Annotated in this window: 17 protein-coding genes; 7 read left to right on the top strand and 10 right to left on the bottom strand. The window is 71.5% G+C overall.

From position 1 onward, the window contains the following. Positions 1-151: 151 nt before the first annotated feature. Both C1I98_RS00710 and dapA read right to left on the bottom strand, forming a co-directional pair. Complete coding sequence (locus C1I98_RS00710) at positions 152-1,837, bottom strand: ribonuclease J (RefSeq protein WP_111165086.1); 1,686 nt, start codon at positions 1,835-1,837, stop codon at positions 152-154. Between the two features lie 89 nt (positions 1,838-1,926). After that, positions 1,927-2,844, bottom strand: coding sequence for a 4-hydroxy-tetrahydrodipicolinate synthase (dapA, locus tag C1I98_RS00705; protein WP_111165085.1), 918 nt, complete (start codon positions 2,842-2,844; stop codon positions 1,927-1,929). A 350-nt stretch (positions 2,845-3,194) separates the two neighbouring features. Here dapA and C1I98_RS00700 point away from each other — a divergent pair, with 350 nt between their 5' ends. Continuing rightward, a complete protein-coding gene (locus C1I98_RS00700) occupies positions 3,195-3,944 on the top strand; it encodes a GntR family transcriptional regulator (RefSeq protein ID WP_111165114.1) in 750 nt (249 codons plus the stop codon). Positions 3,945-3,953: 9 nt separating this feature from the next. On the opposite strand, the gene C1I98_RS00695 is transcribed toward C1I98_RS00700, so the two are convergent. After that, positions 3,954-4,976: a hypothetical protein gene (locus C1I98_RS00695; RefSeq protein ID WP_111165084.1), complete on the bottom strand. Its 1,023-nt coding sequence runs from the start codon at positions 4,974-4,976 to the stop codon at positions 3,954-3,956. Between the two features lie 64 nt (positions 4,977-5,040). Next, on the bottom strand, positions 5,041-5,967 hold the full coding sequence (locus C1I98_RS00690; RefSeq protein ID WP_111165083.1) for a DMT family transporter: 927 nt from the start codon (positions 5,965-5,967) through the stop codon (positions 5,041-5,043). Between C1I98_RS00690 and C1I98_RS00685 the strand changes: the two genes are divergently transcribed. The 5 genes from C1I98_RS00685 (at position 5,966) to add (ending at position 10,628) form a co-directional block, all read left to right on the top strand. Beyond that, positions 5,966-7,408 (top strand): aminotransferase-like domain-containing protein, encoded by a 1,443-nt coding sequence (locus C1I98_RS00685; protein ID WP_111165082.1) that lies wholly within the window; start codon positions 5,966-5,968, stop codon positions 7,406-7,408. The two genes, C1I98_RS00690 and C1I98_RS00685, sit on opposite strands and share 2 nt — an antisense overlap. Positions 7,409-7,455: 47 nt before the next feature. Further along, positions 7,456-7,986 (top strand): CGNR zinc finger domain-containing protein, encoded by a 531-nt coding sequence (locus C1I98_RS00680; protein WP_111165081.1) that lies wholly within the window; start codon positions 7,456-7,458, stop codon positions 7,984-7,986. A 134-nt stretch (positions 7,987-8,120) separates the two neighbouring features. Then, the gene (locus tag C1I98_RS00675; RefSeq protein WP_111165080.1) at positions 8,121-8,732 is read left to right on the top strand and encodes a GNAT family N-acetyltransferase; all 612 of its coding nucleotides are present in this window, start codon (positions 8,121-8,123) and stop codon (positions 8,730-8,732) included. After that, positions 8,729-9,613 carry a 1,4-dihydroxy-2-naphthoate polyprenyltransferase gene (locus tag C1I98_RS00670; protein ID WP_111165079.1) on the top strand — a complete coding sequence of 295 codons (885 nt, stop codon included), beginning with the start codon at positions 8,729-8,731 and terminating at the stop codon, positions 9,611-9,613. Before C1I98_RS00675 ends, C1I98_RS00670 begins: the two co-directional genes overlap by 4 nt. Positions 9,614-9,623: 10 nt before the next feature. After that, a complete protein-coding gene (gene add, locus C1I98_RS00665) occupies positions 9,624-10,628 on the top strand; it encodes an adenosine deaminase (RefSeq protein ID WP_111165078.1) in 1,005 nt (334 codons plus the stop codon). Here the strand turns inward: add and dapB are convergent, their stop codons facing one another. From dapB to C1I98_RS00640, 5 genes are all read right to left on the bottom strand, one after another. Beyond that, positions 10,629-11,366: a 4-hydroxy-tetrahydrodipicolinate reductase gene (gene dapB / locus C1I98_RS00660; RefSeq protein ID WP_111165077.1), complete on the bottom strand. Its 738-nt coding sequence runs from the start codon at positions 11,364-11,366 to the stop codon at positions 10,629-10,631. Positions 11,367-11,391: 25 nt separating this feature from the next. Further along, the gene (locus C1I98_RS00655; RefSeq protein WP_199536632.1) at positions 11,392-12,702 is read right to left on the bottom strand and encodes a M16 family metallopeptidase; all 1,311 of its coding nucleotides are present in this window, start codon (positions 12,700-12,702) and stop codon (positions 11,392-11,394) included. Between the two features lie 126 nt (positions 12,703-12,828). Then, on the bottom strand, positions 12,829-15,177 hold the full coding sequence (locus C1I98_RS00650; protein WP_111165075.1) for a polyribonucleotide nucleotidyltransferase: 2,349 nt from the start codon (positions 15,175-15,177) through the stop codon (positions 12,829-12,831). Positions 15,178-15,512: 335 nt separating this feature from the next. Beyond that, positions 15,513-15,782, bottom strand: coding sequence for a 30S ribosomal protein S15 (gene rpsO, locus C1I98_RS00645; protein ID WP_111165074.1), 270 nt, complete (start codon positions 15,780-15,782; stop codon positions 15,513-15,515). A 216-nt stretch (positions 15,783-15,998) separates the two neighbouring features. Continuing rightward, positions 15,999-16,964, bottom strand: coding sequence for a bifunctional riboflavin kinase/FAD synthetase (locus tag C1I98_RS00640; RefSeq protein ID WP_111165113.1), 966 nt, complete (start codon positions 16,962-16,964; stop codon positions 15,999-16,001). A 218-nt stretch (positions 16,965-17,182) separates the two neighbouring features. On the opposite strand from C1I98_RS00640, the gene C1I98_RS00635 reads away from it, so the two are divergent. Further along, entirely contained in the window at positions 17,183-18,217 is a 1,035-nt protein-coding gene (locus tag C1I98_RS00635) for a TRM11 family SAM-dependent methyltransferase (protein WP_111165073.1), read from the top strand. A gap of 4 nt (positions 18,218-18,221) precedes the next feature. Here the strand turns inward: C1I98_RS00635 and truB are convergent, their stop codons facing one another. After that, positions 18,222-19,079 (bottom strand): tRNA pseudouridine(55) synthase TruB, encoded by an 858-nt coding sequence (truB, locus tag C1I98_RS00630; RefSeq protein WP_111165112.1) that lies wholly within the window; start codon positions 19,077-19,079, stop codon positions 18,222-18,224. Between the last annotated feature and the right edge of the window lie 40 nt (positions 19,080-19,119).

Raw genomic sequence — 19,119 nt, 5'->3', positions numbered from 1 at the left:
CCCGCGGCGGGGCGGTGGGCGGCAAGTGAGCATCGGGGGCGCACACTGCCGGCCGATCCGCGTGACCGCGCGCTGCGGAAGGTCCGCCGACAGAGGGACTGCGGGCGTGCATTCACGCCCGCCGTCCCTCCGGTGTGCCGGTGCCCGCCGGTCAGACCTCGACCACCACGGGGATGATCATCGGCCGTCTGCGGTAGGTGTCGCTCACCCAGCGGCCCACCGTGCGGCGGACCACCCGGCGCATCTGCTGCACGTCGGCGACCCCGTCGAGGGCCGCCTCCTCAAGGGCGTGCTCCAGTTGCGGGATGACCGCCTCGAAGGCGTCGAGGTCGATCCCCGAGCCCCTGGCGTGCACCTCGGGGCCGCCGGTGAGCTTGCCCGTGGTCGAGTCGACCACGATGACGATGGAGATGAACCCCTCGTCGCCGAGGATGCGCCGGTCCTTCAGGGCCACGTCGGTCACGCCGCCCACGGAGCTGCCGTCCACGTAGACGTACCCGGCCTTGACCGCGCCCACGATCTTGGCCCGGCCGTCGAGCAGGTCCACCACCACGCCGTCCTCGGCGATGACGATGTGGTCTTCCGGCACCCCGGTCAGCGCCGCCAGCCTGGCGTGCGCCCGCAGGTGCCGCCACTCGCCGTGTACCGGCATGAAGTTGGACGGCCTGGTGAGGTTGAGCACGTAGAGCAGCTCGCCCGCGGCGGCGTGGCCGGAGACGTGCACCCGGGCGTTGCCCTTGTGGATCACCCTGGCGCCCCAGCGGGTCAGGCCGTTGATGACCTTGTTCACCGCGGTCTCGTTGCCCGGTACGAGCGAGGAGGCCAGCAGGACGGTGTCGCCCTCGGCGATCCGGATCGGGTGGTCACGGTTGGCCATCCGCGACAGCGCCGCCATCGGCTCGCCCTGCGACCCGGTGCAGATCAGCACCACGTCCTTGGGCGGCCACTGCTCGATCTCCTTGGCGTCCAGCATCAGGCCGGGCGGGACCTTCAGGTAGCCGAGGTCGCGGGCCACGCCCATGTTGCGCACCATCGACCGGCCCATGAAGGCGACCTTGCGGCCGTGCTTGTCGGCCGCGTCCAGCACCTGCTGCACCCGGTGCACGTGCGAGGCGAAGCAGGCGACGATGATCCGCTGCTCGGCGCCGCGGAACACGTCGTCTATCACCGGGGCGATCTCGCGCTCGCTGGTGACGAAGCCGGGCACCTCGGAGTTGGTGGAGTCGGACATCAACAGGTCGACGCCCTCGGCGCCGAGCCTGGCGAACCCGCCGAGGTCGGTCAGCCTGCCGTCCATCGGCAACTGGTCCATCTTGAAGTCGCCGGTGTGCAGGACGATGCCCGCCTCCGTGCGCAGCGAGACGGCCAGCGCGTCCGGGATCGAGTGGTTGACCGCGAAGAACTCGCACTGGAAGGGGCCGAACGCGTGCCGCTCGCCCTCGACGACCTCGTGCTTGACCGGCTGGATGCGGTGCTCGGTGAGCTTGCTCTCGATCAGCGCGAGGGTGAGCCGCGACCCCACCAGCGTGATGTCCGGCCGCTCGCGCAGCAGGTACGGCACCGCGCCGATGTGGTCCTCGTGCGCGTGGGTGAGGATCACCGCCTCGATGTCGTCCAGGCGGTCACGGATGTAGTCGAAGTCCGGGAGGATCAGGTCGACCCCCGGCTGGTCGGGTTCGGGGAAGAGCACGCCGCAGTCGACGACCAGAAGGCGGCCGCCGAACTCGAAGACCGCCATGTTGCGGCCGATCTCCCCGAGGCCGCCGAGCGCCACGATGCGCAGCGCGCCCGCGGGCAGTGGCGGCGGCGGGCCGAGGTCGGGATGCGGATGGCTCATGCGCGCTCCCCCCGTGCCGTGCCGGTGGTGTGTTCACCGGACCACCCGCTGTGGCTACTGTTGTTCAAACCGGTGATTCCTCCCCATGATCAGATGTCCGACAGCTTCACCCCGCCCGCCACGAGGCAGGCCCGCAGCTCGGCGATCTGTTCTTGCGTCGCCTCCACCAGCGGCGGGCGCACCGGGCCCGCGGCCCGCCCCACCAGGCGCAGGGCGGCCTTGCTCATGATCGCACCGCCCGCGCGCATCATGATCCCGTCCACGACCGGCAGCAACTGCCGGTGGAGCGCGAGCGCGCCGGCCGGGTCGCCGGCGAGGTGGCGCTCGATCATCTGGGCCAGGACGGCCCCGGCCACGTGCCCGATGACGCTGACGAACCCGGCCCCGCCCACGGAGAGCCAGGGCAGGTTGAGCGTGTCGTCGCCGGAGTAGTAGACGAGGTCGGTCGCGACCATGACCTGGGACCCGGCGAACAGGTCGCCCTTGGCGTCCTTCACGGCGATGATGCGCTCGTGCTGGGCGAGCCTGATGAGCGTCTCGGTGGCGATCGGCGTGCCGGTGCGCCCGGGGATGTCATAGAGCATCACGGGCAGGCCGGTCGTGTCGGCGATCGCCGTGAAGTGCCGGTAGACGCCCTCCTGGGGCGGCTTGCTGTAGTAGGGCGTGACGAGCAGCAGCCCGTGCGCGCCCGCGCGCTCGGATCGCCTGGCCAGCTCGATGCTGTGGTGGGTGTCGTAGGTGCCCGCCCCGGCGACGACGGTGGCGCGATCACCGACCGCCTCCACCACCGCGCGCAGCAGCCGCTCTTTCTCCTCGTCGCTGGTGACGGGCGACTCGCCCGTCGTCCCGCTCACGATGAGGCCGTCATTGCGCTGCTCGTCGACCAGATAGGCGGCGAGGCGCTGGGCGCCGTCGTAGTCGAGGGCGCCGTCCGGGGTGAACGGCGTCACCATGGCGGTCAGCATGCGGCCGAAAGGGGCGTCCGGAGTTCGAGTGGGCGATGCCATAGACCGAACGGTACCCCGGAACGGCGGGGACAGTGGACCCCGCCACCCCGGCCCGCGCCGTTCGCCGCCTGCGCGGCCTGCCCGGCGGTGACCTCGGCCGCCCCCGGGAAGGCCCCGGACGGCCGCGGCCAGAGCCGGTGAAAAAGAGGCCGCCGATATGTGCTCGGGGGTACACACATCGACGACCTCTACCCCAAGAATCGCTGTCCCTTACCGTGGCGTTACACACAAGCTGAAATATTTTCACCCGTATCGCCGTCCTATAAGTTGGAACTCCAGCCGGAACCGGTTACCCTGCGTCGCCCCCTCGATACGACAAGATTGAGCAACGGGCACACACAGGGATGGACATGGCCAGTTCCGATCCGGTCTACCTGCGCATTGTCGAAGATCTACGGCGTCAGATCATCGACGGCACGCTTCCACCCGGCGCCCTGATCCCCTCGCGGGCGCAGCTCACCCGCAGGTACGGCGTCGGCGAGACCGCCGCCCGGCACGCGCTGCGAGTGCTCGCCGCCGAGGGGCTGATCGTCGGCCGGGTCGGGTCGGGCCACTACGTCCGGCCGCGGCCGGTGCTGGTGCCGCTGCACCGCGCCCGGTGGAGCGACCACCACGCGCCGCTCGCCGCCGACCTCGCCCCCTATGGGGTCGATGTCACCTGGGTGTGGCGGCTGGAGCGGGGCGTGGCCAGCCGGGGCATCGCCGAGCGGCTGCGGCTGCGCGAGGCGGCCCCCGTGGTCCGCGCCCGCTATCTGTTCCGCAGCAACGGCAAGCCGGTGCAGCTCGCCTTCTCCTACGAGCCGGCCGACCTCGCGCCCCCGCCGCCCGACCAGGCGATGCCCGCCGAGGGCAGCAACGGCCGCCAGGGCGTCATCGCCAGGATGGCCGCCGCCGGACTGACCGTCTCGGAGATCGTCGAGAGCGTCCGGACCCGCATCCCCGAGCCGGCCGAGCGCGACGCGCTCGACCTGCCTGCCGGGGTCAACGTGCTGCACGTCGAGCGCACCCACCTGGCCGGCGACCGACCCGTGGAGACCAGTGACATCGTGATGTCCGGCGACCGGTTCCGGGTGGTCTACAACCTGCCGGTGCGCCCCTGAGCCCGCGGGTCAGAAGACCGGGATGATGTCCTCTGGGTCGATGACGTCCACCTCCACGCCGTCGATGTCCAGTTCGGGGATGGCCGGGAACTCGATGCCCCAGCGCTCCACGATGGCCCGCACCCGGGCCATCGCCGTCCGCCAGTTCTCCGCCTGTTCCGCGTAGGACAGCACGCCGAGGCCCGCGTCGCGGGCGTGGTCCATCAGCACACGGTGGTTGTGCATGAAGTACGGCGGAAGGTCCCAGAAGCCCTCGGGCGGCTCCCAGAGGATCATCGAGAGGAAGACGAACCCCGCCCGCAACTGCCGGGTGATCGTCGAGCGGATGTCGTCGGTGAGGCCTGGCCACTCCTTCTCCAGGATCGTCATGCAGATCTGGAGATGTCGTGACTCGTCCCGGCCGATCCGCTCGAAGACCTCGCGGAACACCGGGTGCTCGGTCCCCGAGGACATGCCGCGGAACAACGTCGAGGCGGCCATCTCGCCCATCATGAAGCTGGTGAACAGCACGGGCAGGGTGTACCTGCCCACGGCCGCGTTGTAGCCGTTCCAGTAGCGCCCGCCGTTGTGGTAGAGCCAGCCGATGTTGTTGTGGGCCGCGCGCTCCAGGTCGTCGGCCGGGGCCCAGTCCAGCGGCCCGCCCGGCCACAGCCTGGCGATGGCCCGCTGACAGCACTCCTCGTGGTTCATCTCGTCGCGGGTGATCGAGAAGAAGCACTTGCGCACGGGGTCTTCCTCGTGCTTCTCGAACGCGTGGATGGTCGCCCTGGCGAACACGGCGGGCCCGCTGGCGTCGAAGTTGGCGAGCACCGAGAACCAGTACATGATGCCGAGCCGCTGCTCGCGGGTGAAGTCGGCGGGGTCGAGGGAGTCCCAGGGCAGGTCGGCGGGGTTCCACACCACCCGCTTGGACTTCTCGTAGATCGCCGCGAGCTTTTCGGTGTCGACCCGCCATTCCATCGGATAGATGTTCGGCTGGGGGATCTCCGGTGCCGGCCAGAACCCGCCCTCGGGAACTCTGAGGTCCGCCATGCTGCACCCCTCGTCAACGGCTATTACACCCTGCCTCTCATCCTGCGACTCCATGTCATGGCTTTCAAGCGCGACTGTGCTGCGTGATGGCGACACACGCCAGTACGGCCAGCGCGCCCGCCACCGTGACCACCCCGACGGGCTCCGCGAGCAGCCACCACGACCAGACCAGAGTCAGGCTGGGCTGGATGAGCTGGACCTGCCCGGCCCGGGCGATTCCGCCCGCCGCCAGCCCCGCGTACCACGGGATGAAGCCCAGGAACATCGACACCACCGTCACGTAGGCGAACCCCGCCAGCGCGGCCCCGCCGGGACGTACCTCGGTCACCGCCGCCAGCACGGCCGTCAGCGGGATCGTGAGCGGCAGCGAGAGGACCAGCGCGTAGGAGATGACCCGCCACCCCGGCGTGCGCCGCGACATCCGCCCGCCCTCGGTGTATCCGGCCGCCGCCGCCAGCAGCGCGGCGAGCAGCAGCAGGTCGGCCAGGGTGATGTGCCCGCCGCCGCCGTACAGCGCGAAGGCCGTCACCACCACGGCACCGGCCCCGCACGCGATCCAGAAGCGGAGCCTCGGGCGTTCACCGGCCCGCAGGAACGCCACGGCGGCGGTCGTCGCGGGCAGCAGCCCGATCACCACGGCCCCGTGCGAACTGCTCGCGCCCAGCCCCAGCGCGAGCGCGCTGAAGATCGGGAACCCGAACACGATGCCCGCCGCGATGACCGCGTAACCGGGCAGGTCGCGCCGGGGTGGCAGCAGCGGCTCCCGCCGGGCCAGCAGACAGGCCAGGGCGATCAGCCCCGCGCCGACCGCGCGGCCGACGCCCACCAGGTAGGGGTCGAAGCCGCGCAACGCGAACCCCGTGGCGGGCAGCGTGCCGGAGAAGGCCAGCACGCCCAGTGCGGCCAGCGCGGTGCCCCGCCAGGCCGCGCGGTCCGGCGGCTCGCCGATCGCTATCGTGACACCGGCAGTAGCGCTACTCTTGTTCCTCATGAAAGACGATAGCAGTATCGCCTCGCTGGCGGCGGTGCTGCGCGGGCTGACCGAGGGCCTGCGCCCGGGCGACCGCCTGCCGTCCAGCCGCGAGCTGGTGCGGGCGCACGGCGTGAGCCCGGTGACCGTCTCCCGGGCGCTGGCCGTGCTCGCCGCCGAGGGCCGGGTGGTGACCAGGCCGGGCAGCGGCACCTACGTGGCCCGCCCCGCCGCGCCCCGGGGCGAGAGCGCCGACCTGTCCTGGCAGACGGTCGCGCTCGGCGACCGGGTGGTGGACGACTCCGGCGTGGTGCCCCTGCTGATGCCGCCGCTCACGCCGTTCGCCGACGACAACGCGATCCCGCTGACCAGCGGCTACCTCAATCCGGCGTTGAGCCCGGCCAAGGCGCTCACCGCCGCGGCCACGCGTGCCGTACGGCGGGCGGCCTCCTGGGGCATGCCCCCGCTGTCCGGCATCCCCGAGCTGCGCCGCTGGTTCGCGGCCGAGGCGGGCGGCGACGTGACGCCTGCGGACGTGGTGATCGCCGGCGGTGGTCAGGCGGCGCTCACCCACGCGCTGCGCGCCCTCGCCGCGTCCGGCGCGCCGGTGCTCGTCGAGACCCCGACCTACCCGGGGGCGCTCGCCGCGGCGCGCACCCTGGGCCTGCGCGCGCACCCCGTCCCCATCGACCGGTACGGCGTGCGCCCCGACCTGCTCGCCGAGGCGTTCGCGATCACCGGGGCCAGGGTCTTCTACTGCCAGCCCGGCCCGCACAACCCCACCGGCGCGGTGCTGCCCCGCGACCGGCGCGAGCAGGTGCTCGCGGTGGCCAGGGCCGCCGGGGCGTTCGTGATCGAGGACGACTACGCCCGCTACCTCTCCGCCGCGCCGCTGCCGCCGTCCATGGTGACCCTGGACACGCACGGCACGGTGGTCCACGTCAACTCGCTCAGCAAGGCCGTCGCGCCCAGCCTGCGGGTGGCGGGGGTCACCGCGCGCGGCCCGGCCGCCCACCGGCTGCGCGCCGCCCAGGTCGTGGAGTCGTTCTTCGTCGCGCGCCCGCTGCAGGAGACGGTGGTCGAGCTGACCGGCTCCCCGGCGTGGGGCAGGCACATCGCGGCGATGGCCGCCCAGATCGCGGCCCGGCGCGACGCCCTGGTCGCCTCGCTCGCCGCCCGCGCCCCCGAGCTGGAGATCCACCACATCCCTCAGGGCGGCCTGCACCTGTGGCTGCGGCTGCCGCCCGACCTCGACGACGCCGCGCTGGTGGACGCCGCGCGCCGCGAAGGGGTGCTGATCAGCCCGGGCCGCATCTTCTACCCGGCCGAGCCGCCAGGGCCGTACATCCGGGTCACCCACATCGCCGCCGCCCACACCACCGAGCTGGACGAGGGCGTGCGCCGGCTGGCCGTGGCCCTGCGCCTTTCGACCGCGCGGACCGGCGGGCCGGTGGTGCCGTAGAAACGTCCCCGAGCTGGCATACAGTGTCCCCCGGAGGTGACCAGGACATGACGAGCGCAGCCGAGCTCGTACGCGACTTCGTCAACACCTACGACGTCGAAGACGACACTGACGACCTCGCCTCCCCCGCCGAGCTGTCGGTGTGGCTGCGCGAGCGCGCGCTGACCGCCCCGGGCGACCGGGCGACCGACGACGACCTCACACTGGCCGTGTGCCTGCGTGAGGGCCTGCGCAGGGCCCTCATGGCGGGTCTCCTCCAGGGGGATGCGCAGGAGGCCCTGGAGGAGGCGCTGCGGGCGTTGCCGCTGCGCGTCCGCCTCACCCCGGCCGGGCCGGGCCTCGCCCCGCTGGCGGCGGGCGTCAGGGGCGGCCTCGCCGCCATCGCCGCCGCGGTGGCCCGCGCCCAGGCCGACGGCACCTGGCGGCGGCTCAAGGTGTGCGCCGAGGGCACCTGCCGGTGGGCGTTCATCGACGCCTCCAAGAACCGCTCAAGGGCCTGGTGTTCGATGCGAGTCTGCGGCAATCGCACAAAAACCCGCGCTTACCGAGCAAGACAGCACCGTACGCGTCCTTCTTGACCGCGATTCCCCGATACGGTTGGAGTGCCTGCACCGCGGACTCCTCCGGTTCGACGATCGCGCCACGCCACCGGACAGATCTCTCGCGGCCAGGTCCAGGCGGCACGACGGCATTGCGAAGGAGCGGGGCCGAGATGGCAGACGTAGGCGTGCGGGTGGCGCGCCACGAAGACGTGGTGGCGGTTACCCGTGCCCAGATCAGGGCCTGGCGGTTGGGATACCGCGAGTTCCTGCCCGAGGGACCGCTGGAGCAGATGACCGGCCCGGCCGCGGAGGAGTTGTGGCAGCGCCAGTGGGAGGAGGCCGTCGATTCCCCACCGACCCCTCGCCACCGGCTGCTGGTGGCGATCGAGCGGGTCCTCGACACCGACGCCTTCCCGGCGCTCGGGCCCGGTGGCATCGCGGCCGCCGCGTCCTCGGCCGCCCCGGAGAAGGTCGTCGGCCTGGCCTCGCACGCCCCCGCCGAAGACCCGGACACCGACCCCACGGTCACCGCGGAGCTGCTCTCGCTGCTGGTCGATCCCGACCACATCAGGCGCGGCCACGGCAGCAGGCTGCTGCACGCCACGGTCGACTACCTGCGCCAGGACGAGTTCTCCTCGCTGATCGCCTGGGTGTTCGCCGACAACCACGCCATGCTGGCCTTCCTGGAGTCCTCCGGGTGGGGCGAAGACGGCGCGGAGCGGGTGCTCGACATGGGCCGGCCGGTGCGGATGATCCGCATGACCACGGACATCCGCCCGTGAGCGAGACGACTTCGGCCACGCCCGGCCAGTGGGTCGCGGGGGCCCGCCCCCGCACGTTCCCCGCCGCCGTGGTCCCCGTGGTGGTGGGCACCGGCGTCGCCGCCTCCGAGGGCGGCGTGGTCTGGTGGCGGGCCCTGCTGGCCCTCGCCGTGGCGCTGCTGCTCCAGATCGGCGTCAACTACGCCAACGACTACAGCGACGGCGTGCGCGGCACCGACGATGCCAGGGTCGGCCCGATGCGCCTGGTCGCCTCGGGCGCGGCCAGCCCGCGCGCGGTCCTGACCGCCGCCATCGCCTGCTTCGCCGCCGCCGCGGTCGCCGGGCTCGTGCTGGTGGTGGTCACCAGGGCGTGGTGGCTGGTGGCGGTCGGCGCGCTGTCCATCGCCGCGGCCTGGTTCTACACCGGCGGCTCGCGCCCGTACGGCTACCGCGCGCTCGGCGAGGTGTCGGTCTTCGTCTTCTTCGGCGTGGTCGCCGTGGCCGGCACCACCTACGTGCAGGTCGAGCGGCTGCCCTGGCTGGCCCTGGCGGCCGCCGTGCCCGTGGGGCTGCTGGCCTGCGCGCTGCTGATCGTCAACAACCTGCGCGACCTCGACGGCGACCGGGCGGCCGGCAAACGCACCCTGGCGGTGCTGGTCGGCGACGCGCGCACCCGCACGCTCTACACCGTGACGATGCTCGTGCCGTTCGCGGTGGCCGCGGCCTTCGTAGTGGTCCATCCGCTCGCGCTGCTCTGCCTGCTCGCCCTGGCCGTGGCCGCGCGCCCGGTCCGCACCGTACGGCACGGCGCGACGGGCCCGGCCCTGATCGACTGCCTGCGCCAGACCGGCCGGCTGCAACTCGTCTTCGGCCTCCTCCTGGCGATGGGCCTGGCCTTCTAGGCCGGCCGACGTGAAGGATTTCATCGCCGGGCTGCCCAAGTGCGAGCTGCACCTGCACATAGAGGGCACCCTTGAGCCGTCGCTGATGCTGGAGCTGGCCGAGCGGAACGGCATCGCGCTGCCCTACGACGGGGCCGACGCGGTCCGCGCCGCCTACGAGTTCGACAGCCTGCCCTCGTTCCTGCGGATCTACTACGAGAGCATGGCGGTGCTGCGCACCGAGCCCGACTTCTACGACCTCGCCACGGCCTACCTGCGCAAGGCCGCCGAACAGAACGTCCGCTACGCGGAGATCTTCTTCGATCCGCAGGCGCACGCCTCCCGCGGGGTGCCCTTCGCCACGGTGATCGACGGCCTGCACCGGGCGCTGCTCGACGGCGAGCGGCTGCTCGGGGTGCGGGCCCGGCTGATCATGTGCTTCCTGCGCGACCGCCCGGCCGACGAGGCGATGGCCACGCTGGTGGCCGGCCTGCCCTACCGGGACCGGATCGCCGGGGTCGGACTGGACTCCGACGAGAAGGGCAACCCTCCGGCGAAGTTCGCCGCCGTCTTCGAGCGGGCCAGGCGCGAGGGCCACCTGCTGACCATGCACTGCGACGTCGACCAGGACGACGCCACCGAGCACATCCGCCAGGCCGTCCACGACATCGGCGTGGACCGCATCGACCACGGCGTCAACGCCCTTGAGGACCCGGCGCTGGTCGCGGCGATCAAGGACCGCGGGCTGGGGCTGACCGTGTGCCCGATCTCCAACGGCTACGTGACCGGCTCGACGAAGACCGCGCAGATCCGGCGGATGCTGGACCTCGGGCTGCGGGTGACGATCAACTCCGACGACCCGGCCTACTTCATGGGCTACGTCGCGGAGAACCTCGCGGTGGTCGCCGACGAGCTGGAGCTGACCAGGGAGGAGCTGGTACGGCTCCAGCGCAACGCCTTCGAGATCGCCTGGCTGCCCCGGCAGGTCAAGGACGGCTACCTCGCCGAGCTGGACGCCTACCTCGCCGGCGCCTGATCAGAGGTCGAGCAGGTGCTCCAGGCCGACGGTGAGGCCGGGCAGCTCGCGGATCCGCCGGACGCCCAGCAGAACACCCGGCGTGAAGGACGCGCGGCTGGTGGTGTCGTGCCGCAGGGTCAGCGTCTCACCGCCGGTGCCGAGCAGCACCTCCTGGTGGGCGATCAGCCCGGCCAGGCGCACCGAGTGGACCCGCACCGCCTCGACGTCGGCGCCGCGCGCGCCGTCGAGGGCGGTGCTGGTGGCGTCCGGTGAGGGCCCGAGCCCGGCCTTGGCCCTGGCCTGCGCGACCAGCTCCGCCGTACGGCGGGCGGTGCCCGAGGGCGCGTCGGCCTTGTTCGGGTGGTGCAGCTCGATGATCTCGACGGAGTCGAAGAACCGGGCGGCCTGCTGGGCGAAGTGCATCATCAGCACCGCCCCGATCGCGAAGTTGGGGCAGATCAGGACGTTGGTCCCGGGGTTTTCGGCGAGCCAGCCCCGGACCTGCCCGAGCCGCTCGTCGTCGAACCCGGTTGTGCCGACCACCGGGTGGACCCCGTGCTCGATGCACCAGCGCAGATTGCCCATCACCGCGTCGGGGTGGGTGAAGTCGACGACGACCTCGGCCGCCGCCAGATCCTCGATCGCGTCGCCCTGGTCGATCGCGGCCGCGAGTTCCATGTCGTCGGCGGCGTGGACGGCCTTGCAGACCTCCACGCCCACGCGCCCGCGGGCGCCCAGCACACCTACCCTGATCACAGCCCCAACCCTATCGAAATCCAGCTCAGCCGATCACCGGTGAGAAGTCCTTGTCGGCGTAAGGCCCGATCACGGCGAGGGTCATCGGCCGCTCAAGGACGTCCCGGCCGACCTCGACGATCTCCTCGGCGGTGACCGCGTCGATCTGGGCCAGCACGTCGTCCACCGAGAGCAACCGGTCATAGACCAGCTCGCTCTTGCCGATCCGCGACATCCGCGACCCGGTGTCCTCCAGTCCGAGCACCAGCCCGCCGCGCATCTGGCCCTTGCCCCTGGCGATCTCCTCCTCGGTGATGCCGTGGGCGGCGACCCTGGCCAGCTCCTCGCGGCAGATGGCGAGCACCTCGTCGATCTTGCCGGGCAGGCAGCCGACGTAGACGCCGAACTGGCCGGTGTCGGCGTACTGGGAGGTGTAGCTGTAGGCCGAGTAGGCCAGCCCGCGCTTCTCCCTGATCTCCTGGAACAGCCGCGAGGACATGCCGCCGCCCAGCGCCGCGTTGAGCACGCCGAGCGCGAACCTGCGGTCGTCGGTGCGTTTGATGCCGGTGGTGCCGATGATCAGGTTGGCCTGCTCGGTGGGGCGGTCGAGCACGCGTACGCCGGAGCGCTCCGGCACGCCGGGGCCGGACAGCCGCGGCGGCACCGGACCGTCGGGGCCGCCGAGCGCGCCCGCCCGCTCGTACGCCTGGGCGACCAGCTCCACCACGGCCTCGTGCGAGACGTTGCCGGCCACCGACACCACGGTGTGCGTCGGGCGGTAGTAGCGCTGGTAGTACTCCACGATGCGGTCGCGGGTCAGGTCGCCGATCGTCTCGACCGTGCCCAGGATGGGCCGGCCGATCGGCGTGTCGCCGTACAGCTCGGCGGAGAACTGCTCGTGCACGACGTCGGACGGGTCGTCGTCGTGCATGGCGATCTCTTCCAGGATCACCCCGCGCTCGGACTTGACGTCCTCTTCGGTGATCAGTGAGGAGGTCACCACGTCGGCCAGCACGTCGATGGCCAGCGGCAGGTCCTCGTCCAGGACCCGCGCGTAGTAGCAGGTGTACTCCTTGGCGGTGAACGCGTTGATCTCCCCGCCGATGCCTTCCACGGCCGCGGAGATCTCCAGCGCGTTGCGCCGCGCAGTGCCCTTGAACAGCAGGTGCTCAAGAAAGTGCGTGGCCCCCGTGTGCTCGGGGGCCTCGTCGCGCGAACCGATGCCGACCCACATGCCGACGGCGACGGATCGCACGGTCGGCATGGTCTCGGTCACCACCCGGAGCCCGCCGGGGAGTACGGTGCGCCGCACTGTCCCGGCGCCGTCCTTGCCGGGATGCAGAGTGAGGGTGTTCAATGCTCGGCTCCTCGCGGACCGGGCGGCGCGGCCGGTCACCCGGCAGCCGTCCGGCCCGCCCTGTTGTTCGCTCGGGGGGTCATCGGACCGGCGAGCCGCGCGGCCGGCGCGGCTCGCGGTGCCCGGTCAGGTGTTGCGGTCGTCCCGTCCGCCGCGGGTGCGCACCCGCTGGCGACGCGGACGCTCGCCGCGTCCCTCGTCCTGCGGCTGGTCGCCGCGCCCGCCGGAGCGGCCCTCCGGACGCCCTTCGGCGCGCTCGTCGTCCTCCTCGGCCGGAGCGGGGGCCGCGGCGGTGTTCTGTGCCTCGGCCTCGATGACCTCGACCGGGACCAGCGACAGCTTGCCCCTGGCGTCGATCTCGGCGATCTCCACCTGGACCTTCTCGCCGACGCTCATCACGTCCTCGACGTTCTCGATCCGCTTGCCGCCGTGCAGCTTGCGGATCTGCGAGACGTGCAGCAGGCCGTCCTTGCCGGGCAGCAGCGAGACGAACGCGCCGAAGGCGGCGATCTTGACGACCGTGCCCAGGTAGCGCTCCCCCACCTCCGGCATGTGCGGGTTGGCGATCGCGTTGATCGAGCTGCGGGCCGCCTCTGCCGACGGGCCGTCGGTGGCGCCGATGTAGATCGTGCCGTCGTCCTCGATGGTGATCTCGGCGCCCGTGTCGTCCTGGATCTGGTTGATCATCTTGCCCTTGGGGCCGATGACCTCGCCGATCTTGTCGACCGGGACCTTGATCGTGATGATCCGCGGCGCGGTCGGGTTCATCTCCGCCGGGGAGTCGATGGCCTCCTGCATCACGTCCAGGATGGCCAGCCTGGCGGCCTTGGCCTGCTTGAGCGCGGCGCCGAGCACGTTGGCGGGAATGCCGTCGAGCTTGGTGTCGAGCTGCAGGGCGGTGATCACCTCGTCGGTGCCGGCGACCTTGAAGTCCATGTCGCCCATGGCGTCTTCGGCGCCGAGGATGTCGGTCAGGGTGACGTAGTCGCCGCCCTCGTGGATCAGGCCCATCGCGATGCCGGCCACCATCTTGGCCAGCGGCACGCCCGCGTCCAGCAGCGACATCGTGGAGGCGCAGACCGAGCCCATGGAGGTCGAGCCGTTGGAGCCGACCGCCTCGGAGACCTGCCGGATCGCGTACGGGAACTCCTCGCGCGTGGGCAGCACCGGGATCAGCGCCCGCTCGGCGAGCGCGCCGTGCCCGATCTCCCGCCGCTTGGGCGAGCCCACCCGGCCGGTCTCACCGGTGGAGTAGGGCGGGAAGTTGTAGTTGTGCATGTAGCGCTTGGTGCGCTCGGGGTTGAGCGTGTCGATGGTCTGCTCCATGCGGAGCATGTTCAGAGTGGTGACGCCCAGGATCTGGGTCTCGCCGCGCTCGAACAGCGCCGAGCCGTGCACCCGGGGCACGATGTGGACCTCGGCGCTGAGCTGCCGGATGTCCTTCACACCGCGCCCGTCGATGCGCACGCCCTCGCGGATCACCCGCTCGCGCATGAGCTGCTTGGTCAGTGACCGGAACGCCGCGCCGAGCTCCTTCTCCCTGCCCTCGAAGTCGGGCAGCAGCTTCTCGGCGGCGAGCGCCTTGACGCGGTCCAGCTCGGTCTCGCGCTCCTGCTTGGCGGCGATGGTCAGCGCCGCGGCCAGCTCGCTCTTGACCGCGCCCGCGACCGCCTCGTAGGCGTCCTCCTGGTAGTCCAGGAAGATCGGGTATTCGGCGGTCGGCTTGGCGGCCACCTGGGCCAGCTTGGCTTGCGCCTCGCACAGCACCTTGATGAACGGCTTGGCCGCCTCAAGGCCCTCGGCCACGGTCTCCTCGGTCGGGGCGACCGCGCCGCCGGCGACGAGCTTGAGCGTGTCGCGGGTGGACTCGGCCTCCACCATCATGATCGCGACATCGCCGTCTTCGAGCACCCGGCCCGCCACGACCATGTCGAAGGTGGCCTGCTCCAGCTCCGGGTGGGTCGGGAAGCCGACCCAGCGGCCGTCGATCAGCGCGACCCGCACGCCGCCGATGGGCCCGGAGAAGGGCAGTCCGGCGAGCTGGGTGGACAGCGAGGCGGCGTTGATGGCCACCACGTCGTACAGGTGGTCGGGGTGCAGCGCCATGACGGTCGCCACGACCTGGATCTCGTTGCGCAGGCCCTTGACGAAGGACGGGCGCAGCGGCCGGTCGATCAGGCGGCAGGTGAGGATCGCGTCCTCGGACGGGCGGCCCTCGCGCCGGAAGAACGAGCCGGGGATGCGGCCCGCGGCGTACATCCGCTCCTCGACGTCCACCGTCAGCGGGAAGAAGTCGAGGCTTTCCTTAGGTTGCTTTGAAGCCGTGGTCGCGGACAGGACCATGGTCTCGTCATCGAGGTAGACGACGGACGAACCCGCCGCCTGGCGGGCGAGGCGCCCGGTCTCGAAGCGGATCGTTCTCGACCCGAATGAACCGTTGTCGATGACGGCTTCGGTAGTGTGGACACCCTCCACGGGGGACCTCCTCTTCGGTCGGTCTCTCCCGCGTCCTGAATCTCCCCCGTCAGGTGCAGCGCCGGTCTTCGATCGAAGCGCCCGGTTCGTACGGCCAGTCGCCGCGCTTGTCATCCACCGGAAGCCACTACCGAGGACCGGCCCGCAGGCGTCACGGGGCACGCTTGCTGCGCGGACGCGGGGCCTTTCTCGGTTGTTCAGTTGTCTTCAGTTGTGCCGATCGCCCATCCGGCCGGGAAGTGCGATCCGAGCGTCGTGTCCCGCTCCTCTTCCGCCGCCTCATCAGCACGCGGGCGATACGCGAAGGGAGCGGCGTGCGCCGCTCCCTTCCTAGTTTATCGGCGGAGTCCGAGCCGCTCGATGAGCGAGCGGTACCGCCCGATGTCATTGCTCTGCAGGTACTTCAGCAGCCGGCGGCGCCGGCCGACCAGCAGCAGCAGACCGCGCTGGCTGTGGAAGTCGTGCTTGTGGACCTTCATGTGCTCGGTCAGGTCGCTGATCCGCTTGCTGAGCAGCGCGATCTGCACCTCGGGGGACCCGGTGTCCCCGTCTCCGGTGGAATACTCAGCGATGATCGACTTCTTCGCGGCGGTGTCGAGGGACACGGCTCTCCTCTATCTCATCCAAGGGCACGCGCTAAATGCGAAAAAACCCGAAACGACCGTGCGTGCCTACAGTCGCCGTGGCAGAGTCGGCGGGCAGCATGCAGCGCCACCCCAACCGAGCTGACATGTAAGGCTACCATCACGCATCGCAGCCACGGCACATCGACGGCCCGGGGCCGGTCTCGGGCGGCCCCGGGGCACCGTACGCGCTGCCGGTCAGCCGGTGAGCCTGAGGGTCTCCGCGATGTCCGCGCGCATCTGCTCGATCAACGCGTCGATGCTCTCGAACTTGGAGTGGTCGCGCAGCCGGTAGCCGAACTCCACGGCGACGTGCGTGCCGTACAGATCGAGGTCGTCGCGGCCCACCACGTGGGCCTCCACCGTGCGGACCACGCCGTCGAAGGTCGGGTTGGTGCCGATCGAGATCGCCGCGGGCCAGCGCTCGCCGCCGTAGGCGGCCGGGACGTCGTCCCTCGGCACGCAGCGCAGCCATCCCGCGTACACGGCGTCGGCCGGGATCGCGGTGTGCGGCGGCGACTCGACGTTGGCGGTCGGCACGCCCAGCTTGCGTCCCCGCTGGTGGCCGCGGACCACCACGCCCTCCACCCGGTGCGGACGCCCGAGCGCCGCCGCGGCGGCCTCCACGTCACCGGCCACCACCCGCGCGCGCACCATGCCCGCCGACACCAGGCCCTGCGCCTGCCCGCCGACCTCGGCGCGCGGGACGGTCTCGACCGTGAAGCCGTGCTCGTCGCCCAGGGTGCGCAGCGTCTCGACGTCACCCGAGGTGCGGTGGCCGAAGCGGAACGCCTCACCGGTCACCACGACCGCCGGGCGCAGCCGGTCGGCCAGCACCGTCCGCACGAACTCCTCCGGCGAGAGCCGGGACAGCTCCACGGTAAAGGGCAGCACGCAGACCTCGTCCATGCCGAGGTCCTCGAAGATCTCCATGCGGTGCCGCTGTGTGGTGAGCATGGGCGGATGCGTGCCGGGGAGCAGGATCTCCTCCGGATGGACGTCGAAGGTGACGACCACCGAGGGCAGCCCCCGCTCGGCCGCGATCTCGGCGACCCTCCCGAGCACCCGCTGGTGCCCGCGGTGAATCCCGTCGAAGACACCGATCGTAACCACAGACCCGCCCAGGTCTTCGGGCACGTTTCCCAGCCCGTGCCAGCTTCGCACGTTGACCTCGATCCTGTCGGTGATCCCTGCGACCAACATCTTCCCGGACAAGACTGCCATGTGCCGGACTTTCGCGCGGCACCGGGCCGCCCGCCGGGCACGCAGGTTCGGTACGGCGACGGCCATATAATCACCCGGACGAACCTCCGGCGCATCGCGCACCGATCCTCGTGCCGGGCGCGCCCATCGGTCACCCCTTCCCAGCGAGTACAAGGTCCATGGCAACTTTCGCGCTTCTGATCCTTCCCGCCTTCAACCGCGTCTACGGCGAGAGCGCGATCAGGCTGACCCTCGGTGAGCTGGCCGTGTTCAACCGCACCGCGCTCGGCGGCCGGGTCGGCGACATCGCCGAGACCCGCATCGCGGGCGTGCCGTACGTCACCTTCGAGGCCGACGAGCTGACCGACCTCGACGTGCGGTTCCTGTCCAACCTGTCGTCGATGTACGCGTTGTTCCGGCGCGAGGGCGAGCTGCTGCGCCCGATCGCCGTCCGGCCACTGGACTCCTTCGCCGGTGACCTGGTCACCATCCTGAAGTACGTGGGCAAGACCAACGAGCACTTCACCCGGCTGCTGCTCAACGTCACCGCCGTGTCGGCCGCCCGCCCCGCCGACATGCTGGAGCGCAAGTTGTCGGTGCTGGACCCGCTGTGCGGCCGGGGCACCACGCTCAACCAGGCCCTGATGTACGGCTACGACGCCACCGGCATCGACGTGGACGGCAAGGACTTCGACGCCTACTCCGCGTTCCTGCGCACCTGGCTGAAGAACCACCGCCTCAAGCACTCCGCCGAGACCACCCCCATCAGGCGCGAGCGCGCCCTGATCGGCCGGCGCTTCCAGGTGGACATCGGGCGCACCAAGGAGCGCTACAGGGCAGGCGAGGTGGACCGGATCACCATGATCAACGCCGATACCCTGCGCAGTCGCGAGCTGCTGCGCGCCCGCTCCTTCGACCTGCTGGTCACCGACGCCCCCTACGGCGTGCAGCACGGCACCCGCGGCGGCGGCGAGGGCCTGTCCCGCAGCCCGATGGCACTGCTGCGGCGGGCGGTGCCGCTGTGGCGGGAGCTGGTGCGCCCCGGCGGGGCGGTGGGCATCTCGTTCAACACCTACGTCGCCCCGCGCGCCGAACTCGCCGGCGTGCTCGCCGAAAGCGGCCTGGACGTGCTCGACACCGAACCGTACCTGGCCTTCGAGCACCGGGTCGACCAGGCGATCATCCGCGACATCCTGGTCGCCCGGGTGCCCTGACCGGCTACGGGGCGAACACCACGAGCGGCTTGGCGACCCCGCCCTCCTCGGTGAGCAGCGCGACCAGCGTGCCGTCGGGGGCGAAGGCCCCCACCGGGCCGGGACCGAGGCCCGCCGCCGGCGGACGCCCGCCGTGCGCGACCAGCCTGGCCTGCTCCTCGGTCAGCTCACGGCGCGGGAACACCGCGGTCACCGCCTCGGCGATCGGCAGGATCACGCACTCCTTGGCCAGTTCGTCCATGGTGTGCGCGAGTGCCAGCGAGTAGGGCCCGACCCGGGTGCGGCGCAGCGCGGTCAGGTGGCCGCCCACGCCCAGCCCGTCGCCCAGGTCGCGGGCCAGTGAGCGGATGTAGGTACCGCTCGAACAGTCCACCGACACATCGACGTCCATGAAAGCGCCCTCGCGGCGGATCGCGACGACCTGGAAGGCCGACACCGTCACCGGGCGGGCCGACAGCTCGACGTTCTCCCCCGCCCTGGACCGCCGGTAGGCCCGCTCGCCGTTCACCTTGATCGCGCTGACCTGCGGCGGCACCTGCATGATCCGGCCGGTCAGCCGGGCCGTGCCGGCCAGGATCTCGGCCTCGGTGACCCGCCCGGCGTCGGTCGTGGCCACCGTCTCGCCCTCGGCGTCGTCGGTGTTGGTGGAACTGCCGAGGCGGATCGTGCCGTCGTAGGACTTCTCGGTGAGCGCCAGGTGGCCGAGCAGCCGGGTGGCCCGCTCCACCCCGGTCACCAGCACGCCGGTGGCCATCGGGTCCAGGGTGCCCGCGTGGCCGACCTTGCGGGTGCCGGCCACGCCGCGCAGCTTGGCCACCACGTCGTGGGAGGTCCAGCCCGGCGGTTTGTCCACGATGATCAGCCCGCTGGGCGGCGGGGGGCGGCGGGGGCCGGCCGTACGG

The organism is Spongiactinospora gelatinilytica, assembly GCF_003236385.1.
Classification (GTDB): Bacteria; Actinomycetota; Actinomycetes; order Streptosporangiales; family Streptosporangiaceae; genus Spongiactinospora; species Spongiactinospora gelatinilytica.
The sequence above is the reverse complement of the archived record's forward strand: the minus strand, read 5'-3'. Positions and strand labels throughout refer to the sequence as shown.

Coding starts and splice junctions, on each gene's coding strand:
- C1I98_RS00700 (WP_111165114.1), top strand. CDS start 3,195: ATGGCCAGTTCCGATCCGGTCTACCTGCGCATTGTCGAAGATCTACGG.
- C1I98_RS00680 (WP_111165081.1), top strand. CDS start 7,456: ATGACGAGCGCAGCCGAGCTCGTACGCGACTTCGTCAACACCTACGAC.
- C1I98_RS00635 (WP_111165073.1), top strand. CDS start 17,183: ATGGCAACTTTCGCGCTTCTGATCCTTCCCGCCTTCAACCGCGTCTAC.
- C1I98_RS00695 (WP_111165084.1), bottom strand. CDS start 4,976: ATGGCGGACCTCAGAGTTCCCGAGGGCGGGTTCTGGCCGGCACCGGAG.
- C1I98_RS00690 (WP_111165083.1), bottom strand. CDS start 5,967: ATGAGGAACAAGAGTAGCGCTACTGCCGGTGTCACGATAGCGATCGGC.
- C1I98_RS00710 (WP_111165086.1), bottom strand. CDS start 1,837: ATGAGCCATCCGCATCCCGACCTCGGCCCGCCGCCGCCACTGCCCGCG.
- dapA (WP_111165085.1), bottom strand. CDS start 2,844: ATGGCATCGCCCACTCGAACTCCGGACGCCCCTTTCGGCCGCATGCTG.
- C1I98_RS00675 (WP_111165080.1), top strand. CDS start 8,121: ATGGCAGACGTAGGCGTGCGGGTGGCGCGCCACGAAGACGTGGTGGCG.
- C1I98_RS00685 (WP_111165082.1), top strand. CDS start 5,966: ATGAAAGACGATAGCAGTATCGCCTCGCTGGCGGCGGTGCTGCGCGGG.